The organism is Dawidia cretensis (assembly GCF_018598175.1).
GTDB lineage: Bacteria > Bacteroidota > Bacteroidia > Cytophagales > Cyclobacteriaceae > Ohtaekwangia > Ohtaekwangia cretensis.
In genome coordinates this window covers 131,644-141,617 of sequence record NZ_JAHESE010000014.1, presented here as the reverse complement: position 1 = coordinate 141,617, position 9,974 = coordinate 131,644, and the positions used below count along the sequence as shown (strand labels likewise).

Annotated in this window: 6 protein-coding genes; 2 read left to right on the top strand and 4 right to left on the bottom strand. The window is 52.5% G+C overall.

Annotation, left to right across the window (positions count from 1 at the left end; translation table 11 throughout):
- The 3 genes from KK062_RS15330 to KK062_RS15320 all read right to left on the bottom strand — a co-directional run.
- Window positions 1-2,748, bottom strand: a 2,748-nt coding sequence (locus KK062_RS15330; RefSeq protein WP_254085196.1) for a DNA gyrase/topoisomerase IV subunit A, incomplete at its 3' end; no start/stop codon positions are given.
- A 27-nt stretch (window positions 2,749-2,775) separates the two neighbouring features.
- Entirely contained in the window at window positions 2,776-4,683 is a 1,908-nt protein-coding gene (locus KK062_RS15325; RefSeq protein ID WP_254085195.1) for a DNA topoisomerase IV subunit B, read from the bottom strand.
- A 211-nt stretch (window positions 4,684-4,894) separates the two neighbouring features.
- Complete coding sequence (locus tag KK062_RS15320; RefSeq protein ID WP_254085194.1) at window positions 4,895-5,326, bottom strand: hypothetical protein; 432 nt, start codon at window positions 5,324-5,326, stop codon at window positions 4,895-4,897.
- Between the two features lie 529 nt (window positions 5,327-5,855).
- Here KK062_RS15320 and KK062_RS15315 point away from each other — a divergent pair.
- On the top strand, window positions 5,856-7,586 hold the full coding sequence (locus tag KK062_RS15315; protein ID WP_254085193.1) for a phospho-sugar mutase: 1,731 nt from the start codon (window positions 5,856-5,858) through the stop codon (window positions 7,584-7,586).
- Between the two features lie 118 nt (window positions 7,587-7,704).
- A complete protein-coding gene (gene mtaB, locus KK062_RS15310) occupies window positions 7,705-9,030 on the top strand; it encodes a tRNA (N(6)-L-threonylcarbamoyladenosine(37)-C(2))-methylthiotransferase MtaB (protein ID WP_254085192.1) in 1,326 nt (441 codons plus the stop codon).
- Between the two features lie 265 nt (window positions 9,031-9,295).
- On the opposite strand, the gene KK062_RS15305 is transcribed toward mtaB, so the two are convergent.
- On the bottom strand, window positions 9,296-9,955 hold the full coding sequence (locus tag KK062_RS15305) for an ABC transporter ATP-binding protein (protein ID WP_254085191.1): 660 nt from the start codon (window positions 9,953-9,955) through the stop codon (window positions 9,296-9,298).
- Between the last annotated feature and the right edge of the window lie 19 nt (window positions 9,956-9,974).

Genomic DNA, 9,974 nt, shown 5'->3' with positions numbered 1-9,974 from the left:
GCTTTGCTGGGGCTTTGCCGGCTGGCCGAAGAGGCTTGCTTGCTCCCCCCTTTCGCTGCTTTGGCTTTGGATCGGGCTTTGACTTGGGTTTCGGCTTTGACTTGGGAGCTGGACTGGCGGTTGGCTTGGCTGCTCTTTTTTTTTTGGCGACTGATCCGCGTCAGTCACCTCATTGCCTTCGGTGTCGCTGTCGCCTTCTTCCGGTCCCGTTTCTTCTTCCTCTATCAGGGTCACCTTCGTTACACGATACTCTGAAAGACGCCCTCCCTGGGCTTTCCAGCCTTTTACTTCGACAAGACCGTCCAGCTTGACCTTCTTGGTCACCTTGCCTTTGTCTTTGCTCTTGATAAACTCGAGCTCGATCAGTGGCGCTTCCGAAGAGGTCACGGCGATCAACCGCGCACCATTCTCGGGTATAAACGAGAACTCCTTGTCGAGTGTACTTGTTTCGATCAAGAACCGCTTCACCATGTGCAGCTTTGTGTCACCGTCTATATAGATGGCCGAGAACACACGCGCAGGGTCGAACTTCTCCACCCGCAAGGTCTTCTCCGGCTCATAGCGGTTGGTCAGGTCATAGCCCGTGATTTTATACGTGCCCGTACGCGAGAAAGTGATCAGCTGATCTTCGGGCTCAAACTTGCCGAGGTACTTGCCGCGATTTTCCTTGTTCAAACGGCCTGCTTCGGGGTCGTACCACAATGTCAGCTTGCTGAGCGTAGACGAACCGGCTTTCAGGAAGTCTACCTTGCGTACCGGGTACGGCGTAATGATGTTCCCTTTTGAGCTCCGGTTCTTTACTTCCAGCTCGGTAAAGTCGTAGTTGAATACTTTCTTCCGCGCCGTGCTGGCCTGCGAAAGTTTTACTTCTACCGTTTCTGCCTCTCCGTTGGGGTTAACACTTAAATATAGAATCTTCGAGTTAGCGTTGCCTTGTGTCAGGTCGTACTCCTTGTCGCGGGTCACACCCGGTATCGTAAAGCGCTTGGCAAAGCTCTTACCGCCACGGCCGTCGGCATAGATCACGTTGTAGACCATGCGGTCGTCGCCCTTCTTAAAGATGCCCACGTACAAAATGTCTTTGCCCATGAACGCCTTCTCCTGAATACGCGACACCTTCGCTTTACCGTCTTTGCGGATCACGATCACGTCGTCCAGCTCCGAGCAGTCGCAGATATACTCATCTTTCTTTAGGCTGTAGCCTACAAAGCCATCGGCCCGGTTGACATACAGCTTCTGGTTGTTGGCGATAACTTCCACCGCCGTAACCGATTGGAAGCTCTTGATCTCCGTCCGGCGCTCGCGACCTTTTCCATACTTCTCCAACAGGCGCTGGAAATACGCAATGGCGTATTCCGTCAGATTCTTGAGATGATGCTCCGTTTCTTTCAACTCCTTTTCCAGACCGCGCAGCAGCTCATCGGCTTTGAACGCGTCGAAGCGTGAAATCCGTTTGATGCGGATTTCCGTCAGCTTCACGATATCTTCCGTCGTGATCTCGCGGTAGAATTTCTTCTTATGGGGCTTCAGACCTTTGTCGATCGTCGCCAACACCTCTTCCCAGCTCTCCGCCTCTTCTATGTTACGGTAGATGCGGTTTTCAATGAATATCTTTTCCAGTGATGAAAAGAGAATCTTCTCCATCAGCTCAGCCCTGCGAATCTCCAGTTCCTGACGCAACAGCTCCAGCGTCTGCTGGGTGTTATACTTCAGGATCTCGTTCACCCCCATGAAGTGGGGCTTGTCTTCGATGATCACGCAGGCGTTCGGAGAGATCGAAATCTCGCAATCCGTGAAGGCATACAGCGCATCGAGCGCCACCTCAGGCGACTGCGTCGGCTGCAGGTGCAGCTGAATCTCAACCGTCGCGGCCGTGTTGTCGATCACTTGCTTGATCTTGATCTGCCCCTTCTCACTCGCCTTCACGATGGATTCCATCAGCGAGGTTGTGGTCGTGCCAAAGGGTATATCGCGAATGACCAGCGACTTCTTGTCGAGAATCTCGATGCGCGCACGCACCTTGATCTTGCCACCCCGTAAGCCCTGGTTGTATTCTGCAAAATCGGCAATGCCCCCTGTCGGAAAGTCGGGGAAGATCTTGGGATTCCGGCCCTTCAGAATATCGACTGATGCCTTGATCAGCTCCACGAAGTTGTGCGGCAGAATCTTGGTCGACAGACCCACGGCAATACCTTCTACCCCCTGTGCCAGCAGCAACGGGAATTTCACCGGCAGCGTCACGGGCTCTCTCTTACGACCATCGTACGACTGCTGCCACGTGGTGGTCTGCGGGTTATACACGACGTCCAGGGCAAACTTAGACAACCGTGCTTCAATATAGCGGGGTGCCGCGGCGCTGTCGCCGGTGCGTACATCCCCCCAGTTACCCTGCGTTTCGATCAGCAGGTCTTTCTGGCCAATGTTAACAATAGCCTCTCCGATAGATGCATCCCCGTGCGGGTGAAACTGCATCGTATTACCGATCACGTTCGCCACTTTGTTGAAGCGGCCGTCGTCCATCTCTTTCAGGGAGTGCATGATACGGCGCTGCACGGGCTTGAAGCCGTCTTCAATCCGCGGCACCGCGCGCTCCAGAATAACATACGAGGCATAATCCAGAAACCAGCTTTGATAAAGCCCGTCAATGGCTATTGAGTGAACGACATCGTCGCCCCCTCCCTCACCACTGCCCGGCGTATGCGGCACCAGTTTTGATTTGTCGTCCTCCGGATGTTGCTTTTTACTCATAAGGTCGTTCGTCTTGCGATTAGGGTATTAGATTTCTTCCGCTACCTCTTCCGTTATTACATCTTTATCTTTTGCTTCTACTCTGTCCAGCTCAATGCGCAGGTTATCAATGATGAACTCCTGGCGGGTCATGGTGTTTTTGCCCATGTAGAACTCGAGGATCTTTTGCAGGTGGCTGTCCTTGTGCAGCAACACGGGCTGCAGCCGGATATTGTCACCGATAAACGCTCCAAACTCGTCCGGCGAGATCTCACCCAATCCTTTGAAGCGGGTAATCTCGGGTTTCGAGCCCAGCTTATTGATGGCTGCTGCGCGCTCTTCGTCACTGTAGCAGTAGATCGTCTCTTTCTTATTACGAACGCGGAACAGTGGCGTCTCCAGCACAAACACGTGCCCCGCCTTTACCAGGTCGGGGAAGAACTGCAGGAAGAAGGTCATCAACAGCAGGCGGATGTGCATGCCGTCTACGTCGGCATCCGTCGCGATGATCACCCGGCTGTAGCGCAGGCCGTCCAGGCCGTCTTCTATGTTGAGCGCGTGCTGCAGCAGGTTGAACTCCTCGTTCTCGTATACCACCTTTTTGGTCAGGCCATACGAGTTGAGGGGCTTACCGCGTAAGCTAAATACGGCTTGTGTTTCCACATCGCGCGATTTGGTGATCGACCCGCTGGCCGAGTCACCCTCGGTGATGAAGATCATGCTTTCTGCGTTGCGGGGATTCTTATCGCCCAGGTGGAAACGACAGTCGCGCAGCTTCCGGTTGTGCAGGTTGGCTTTCTTCGCCCGCTCGTTGGCCAGTTTTTTGATACCGGCAATGTCCTTGCGCTCACGCTCCGACTGCAAAATGCGTTTCTGTAACGCATCCGCCACGGTCGCATTTTTATGCAGGTAGATTTCCAGCTCCTTGGCCACGAAATCGCCCACAAAGCTCTTCACCGTCACCCCGTCCGGCGCCATGTTGGTAGAGCCGAGCTTGGTTTTGGTCTGCGACTCGAACACCGGCTCCTGTACGCGCACGGCAATCGCGCCGATGATAGACGCCCGGATGTCGGACGCGTCAAAATCTTTTTTAAAGAAGTCGCGCACCCCGCGGATCACCCCCTCGCGGAAGGCCGCCAGGTGGGTTCCCCCCTGCGTAGTGTTCTGACCGTTGACGAACGAGTAGTACTCTTCGCCGTATTGGTTGCCGTGGGCCAGCGCCACCTCGATGTCGTTGCCCTTGAAGTGGATGATGGGATAGCGCAGATCTTCTGCATCGGACTTCTGCTTAAGCAGGTCGAGCAGGCCATCCTTGGAAAAGAATTTCTGTCCGTTATAATTAATGGTCAGGCCCGCGTTCAGGAACGCATAGTTCCACATCAGGTCATCCAGGTACTCTGGAATAAAGTGATAGTTTTTGAACATGGCGTTGTCCGGCTCGAACTCCACATAGGTGCCGTTCTTGTCGTCCGTCTTGGTCATCTTGCCGTCGGTCACCAACACCCCTTTTTTGAACTCGGCGTATTTGGTTTGCCCGTCGCGAATGGCCTGCACTTTAAAGTAGTTTGACAACGCGTTCACCGCCTTGGTACCCACGCCGTTCAACCCCACCGATTTTTGGAAAGCTCCCGAGTCGTACTTGGCACCGGTGTTGATCTTCGACACTACGTCCACGACCTTCCCCAGTGGAATACCCCGGCCATAGTCGCGCACAGTTACACGCGATTCGGTAATGACCACATCGATGACCTTACCATGGCCCATCATGTGCTCGTCGATCGAGTTGTCTACAACCTCCTTCACCAGCACGTAAATACCGTCGTCCTTTGCCGAGCCATCACCCAGCTTACCAATATACATACCCGGCCGTAACCGTATATGCTCGCGCCAGTCCAGCGACTTGATACTGGACTCGTCATACGATAAACCAGAAGAATCTTTCTCCGTTTTGCTCATATACCCATAAGGATTATGTTGTAAGGAACAGATTAAAAAATCAATCGAACCCCCACAGTTTAAAAAATCATGTAATAATTATTGGCGGACAATAAAGTGAATTTCGTCTTTACTTCAAGGACCACACTTAATTTTCAATTACATCATTAAGTAAACTACACGAATTCAAATAATTGATTAACAATACATTAACACTCTTTAAATAAATTGATCATTTTGGTCTTGAAAGACCAAAAATTCTGATTACAGGCCAACTTAGGGCCCATAGTACCACTAAGCCCACACTACCATAAATAACAAACCCGATACGGCTGTAATCAAATCGTTCCTGGCTGTTGAACAGGTTCACCAGGCTTAAGGCTACAATAAAGAAGATATTCAATGTAATCACGAGGCCGTGGAACCATGCCCGGAGCGTCTCCTGCGCGGGATACAGCCGGCTGATGACGTACACCAGGACGTTGCAAACGGCAATCAACACCAGCATCACATAAAACAGCACCTCGCGGTCGAGCTGCACGTGTGCCCCTTCAGCTTCCTGAATGGCCACCGTCTCGGGCAAGCTGGCATAGACATATAACAGATCCGCCAATACCACCAGCGCCGACAGAAACCAAACCGCACGAAACAACTTCAAAGCCATAAATTCGAAAATTAGGCTGCAAAAGTAAGAGTTTTGCCCAAACTTCAAGGATTTGGAAAAGAGAATGAAAAAGGCGGAGGTTGGAAGAGTAATATGAATTATTACTTTACTAGAATAGTATAACAATTTGATTACAAGTAACTTAAGCGCAATTAATAAAGTTTAAAAGTAACATTAATTAGCCTTCGCACCTGGCCGGCATGGAGCTTGGACCCGGGTCGGTTTTGCTATGAGGATGTTCTGAAATAGGTGTTTTATAGCTCTAAAGAGCAATTACAATTCTATTTCAATAGTATGTCAATACTATTATATATCCTGAGTTCCTCCCTATCTGGCCCCTGTCGCCAGTCCTCTACCCTGGTGATGAGGCGAGCGAAGGCCCCCTTCGCGGGATACGCACTGGCACCATTTTTTAACACCTTGCCAACCGATAAACCACACGCAAAAATTACCCGGCACGCTAGGATCACCCTGCAAACTTGTAATACATTTGCCCTGTTTATTTTTAAACGCCCCGGTAAAAATCCCTATGTCACAACTCCTCGACGACGTAAAGTCAAAAGCGCAAACCTGGCTCGACAGCCCGGCCATTGATCAGGAAACCAAAGCAGAAGTTAAAGCACTCCTGGCAAAACCAGATTCTAAAGAGCTCATCGACAACTTCTACAAAGACCTTGAATTTGGTACCGGTGGATTGCGTGGCGTCATGGGCGCCGGCTCCAACTGCATGAACAAATATACCGTGGGCGTTGCCACCCAGGGCCTGGCTAACTACCTCAACAAGACCTTTCCCGGCAAAGCCACCAAGGTGGCTATTGCTTATGACAGCCGTAACAACAGCGAGTTCTTTGCCGACGTAGTGGCCGGCGTATTCTCCGCCAACGGCATGCAGGTGTATATGTTCGAAAACCTCCGCCCCACTCCCCTCCTTTCCTTCGCCATGCGCTACCTGCAGTGCGACTCGGGCGTGGTAATCACCGCTTCTCACAACCCCAAAGAATACAATGGCTACAAAGCCTACTGGACCGGCGGCGCCCAGGTCGTTCCTCCGCACGATGTAAATATCATCAAAGAAGTAAATGCCATCACTTCGTTCGAGCAGGTAAAGTTCAAGCCTGTGCTGGCCAATATCCACACGATCGGTGAAGAGGTTGAAAAAGCTTACTTTGAGGAAGTTAGGAAGATCATTCCCAACCACGACATCATCGCCAAACACAAGGATATTCCCCTGGTCTATTCAAGCCTGCACGGCGCCGGCATCACCATGGTGCCCGCCACACTCCAGGAGATCGGCTTCACCAATCTGCACGTGGTCGCTGAACAAGATGAGCCCGATGGCGACTTCCCGACTGTTAAATCGCCGAACCCCGAAGAACAATCGGCCATGGAAATGGTCATCCAAAAAGGCAAGGCCGTCGGCGCCACCATGGTGATGGCCACCGACCCGGATACCGACCGCGTAGGCATCGGCGTACGCAAAGCCGATGGCGAGTTCATTTTATTGAATGGCAATCAGGCCTTTAGCCTGATGATGTACTTCATCCTGAAGAACCTTAAGGAAACCAGGAACACTTACATCGCCAAGACCATCGTAACCTCCGAGCTGGTCGACGCCATGGCTGCCAAGCTGGGCGTGGAATGTTATAACACCCTGACCGGCTTTAAATACATTGCCGAGCTGATGGGCAAGCTGGAAGGTAAAAAGACCTTCGTCGCCGCCGGCGAAGAAAGCTACGGCTACATGGCCGGCGACTTCGTGCGCGATAAAGATGCAGTCTCCGCCTGTGCCTTCTTTGCCGCGATGGCCGCCAGCGCCACCGACCAGGGCAAGTCGCTGTACGATTGGCTGATCGACATGTATGTCGAGTTTGGCTTTTATAAAGAGGCGCTGCTGAACGTCACCAAAAAAGGCCAGCAAGGCGAGCAAGAGATCAAGGCCATGATGGAGAAATTCCGCAGCAACCCGCCTGTCGAGATCACGGGTAGCCGTGTGGTTCGGTTGCTGGACTATAAGATCCTGAAAGAGAAGGATCTATTGACGGGCAAAGAAACAACGCTTGATTTTCCGCAATCGGATGTATTGCAATTCTACCTGGAGAACGGCACCAAAGTATCGGTACGCCCTTCGGGCACAGAACCCAAGATCAAATTCTATATGGCAGTGAATGCACCGCTGGCCTCCACCGCCGACTTTCCTGCGGTAAACAAAGCCCTGGATGAGCGTATTGCCGCGATTGAAGCATATTTGAAGACGATCTAGGGAATAGCTGAGTGCAAAGATAGAGCGAGTATGCGCGCGCGAGCGAACGTACTCGCTCTGTTTTTTTCCTTGTGCTCATGCTCACACTCACGCTGTTTTTTATCTTTGTGGTCTGATCATGAAAAAAGTCGCTTTTTATACGCTTGGCTGCAAGCTCAACTATTCGGAGACCTCTACGATCTCGCGCATGTTCGAGCAAAAGGGCTATAAGAAGGTCGACTTTACGGATTTCCCCGATATCTTCATTATCAATACCTGTTCCGTAACCGAGAACGCCGACAAGAAATGCCACAAGATCGTACGCGAAGCCCGCGGCATTTCGCCTGATGCGTACGTGGCGATTATCGGCTGCTACGCGCAGCTGAAGCCAAAAGAGATCTCCGAGATCCCCGGCGTGGACGCTGTACTCGGGGCTGCCGAGAAGTTCCGCCTGGTAGAACTGCTGGACGGCTTTGTGCGTCCGCCGCACGCCACCATCTATGCCTCCGACATTGCGCAGGCCGACACGTTCAACACGTCATATTCCATGCACGACCGCACACGCACGTTCCTGAAAGTACAGGACGGCTGCGACTATTCGTGCACCTTCTGCACCATCCCCCTCGCTCGTGGCAACAGCCGCAGCGACAGTATCGAAAACATTCTGAAGACCGCCCGCGAGATCGCCGCCACCGATGTACGCGAAGTCGTACTGACAGGCGTCAATACCGGCGACTTTGGCTTGCAGAACGGTATCCGCGTAGAACGCTTTATCGACCTGGCCCACGCACTCGACCAGGTAGAAGGCATCGACCGTTTCCGCATTTCTTCCATCGAACCCAACCTGCTCACCGACGAGATCATCTCCTTCGTGGCCGGGTCGCAGCGGTTTGTGCCGCATTTTCATATTCCTCTGCAGTCGGGATCCAATAAGATCCTGCGCCTCATGCGCCGTCGCTACCAACGCGAGCTCTATGTAGAGCGCGTGGCCAGGATCCGTGAGCTGATGCCCCATGCGTGTATCGGTGTGGATGTGATTGTTGGCTTCCCCGGCGAGACCCAGGAGGACTTCCTGGAAACCTACCGTTTCCTGAACGACCTCGACATCTCCTACCTGCACGTCTTCACCTACTCCGAGCGCGAGAATACCCCTGCGGCCGAAATGCCCAACCCGGTGCCTGGCAGCCAACGTGCCGACCGCTCGAAGATGCTTCACATCCTTTCCGATAAAAAGCGCCGTAAGTTCTACGAACAAAACATCGGCCGCGAAGCCACGGTCTTGTTTGAGCACGACATCGAAAACGGCATGATGCACGGCTTCACTGAAAACTACGTCCGCGTAGTTGCCAAGTATGACCCCGTACTCGTCAACGAGCTCCGCCGCGTAAACCTCTGCCGCATCAGCGATGAAAGCCTCCTTATGGAAGTGGAGGACACCGTCGAAGAAACGCTCTCGCATCATTAAAATCGGGACGCCTATAGGTTTAGTGTCCACTAAACTGCGAGCTGACCGTGTGTCGTGCTAGTCCTTTTAGGACTAGCTTATCTCTAGCAGAACACTAGCTCAAGACTAGCTTAACTCTAGCTGATCCCCCCTTTTGGCCACTTTTGTTCCCTCTTCCTACCAATACTTCGCGTGGGTATCCCGGTCTTTTCCCAGTGCTTTAAGCACTGAGACATATCTGACTATACTCTGGCTATACACTGACTCAACACTGAGACATGTCCGCTTAATGCCCGACAACAACCCCATCCTTCAGCTCAATCCGCCGATCTGCCATCTTTGAAAGCTCTTCATTGTGGGTCACGATGATAAAGGTTTGGCGCATCTGGTCGCGGAGCTGAAAAAAGAGTTTATGAAGCTCCAGGGCATTCTTGGAATCCAAATTACCGCTGGGCTCGTCCGCCAGAATAATATCCGGCGCATTGATCAACGCCCGGGCCACGGCCGTGCGCTGCTGCTCTCCGCCCGAAAGCTCCGAAGGCTTGTGGTGGGCCCGATCGCCTACCCCCAGCATCGTCAGCAACTCGGTTGCGCGGGTTTTGATGGCTGCCTCATCGGCCGGGTTGCGGATCAGCGCCGGAATGGACACGTTCTCCAATGCCGAAAACTCGGGTAGCAGGTTATGAAACTGGAAAACAAAGCCGATAGACTTGTTGCGGAAGGCCGCCAAGGGACGGGAAGACATTGAAAAGATGTTTTGATCGTGAATGGTCAGCTGCCCTTTGTCGGGTGTGTCGAGCGTGCCCAGGATGTGCAGCAGGGTGCTTTTCCCTGCGCCAGAGGCTCCGACGATAGCCACTATTTCTCCGCGGCGGACGTCCAGGTCGACGCCTTTCAATACTTTTAACCGCCCATACGATTTTTCGAGTTGTGTGGCTTTGAGCATGTGTGATTTCCTCTGTTTC

What these genes read in the sequence shown, in the direction of transcription:
- KK062_RS15325 (WP_254085195.1), bottom strand. Translation starts at nt 4,683, where the DNA reads ATGAGCAAAACGGAGAAAGATTCTTCTGGTTTATCGTATGACGAGTCC.
- KK062_RS15320 (WP_254085194.1), bottom strand. Translation starts at nt 5,326, where the DNA reads ATGGCTTTGAAGTTGTTTCGTGCGGTTTGGTTTCTGTCGGCGCTGGTG.
- KK062_RS15315 (WP_254085193.1), top strand. Translation starts at nt 5,856, where the DNA reads ATGTCACAACTCCTCGACGACGTAAAGTCAAAAGCGCAAACCTGGCTC.
- mtaB (WP_254085192.1), top strand. Translation starts at nt 7,705, where the DNA reads ATGAAAAAAGTCGCTTTTTATACGCTTGGCTGCAAGCTCAACTATTCG.
- KK062_RS15305 (WP_254085191.1), bottom strand. Translation starts at nt 9,955, where the DNA reads ATGCTCAAAGCCACACAACTCGAAAAATCGTATGGGCGGTTAAAAGTA.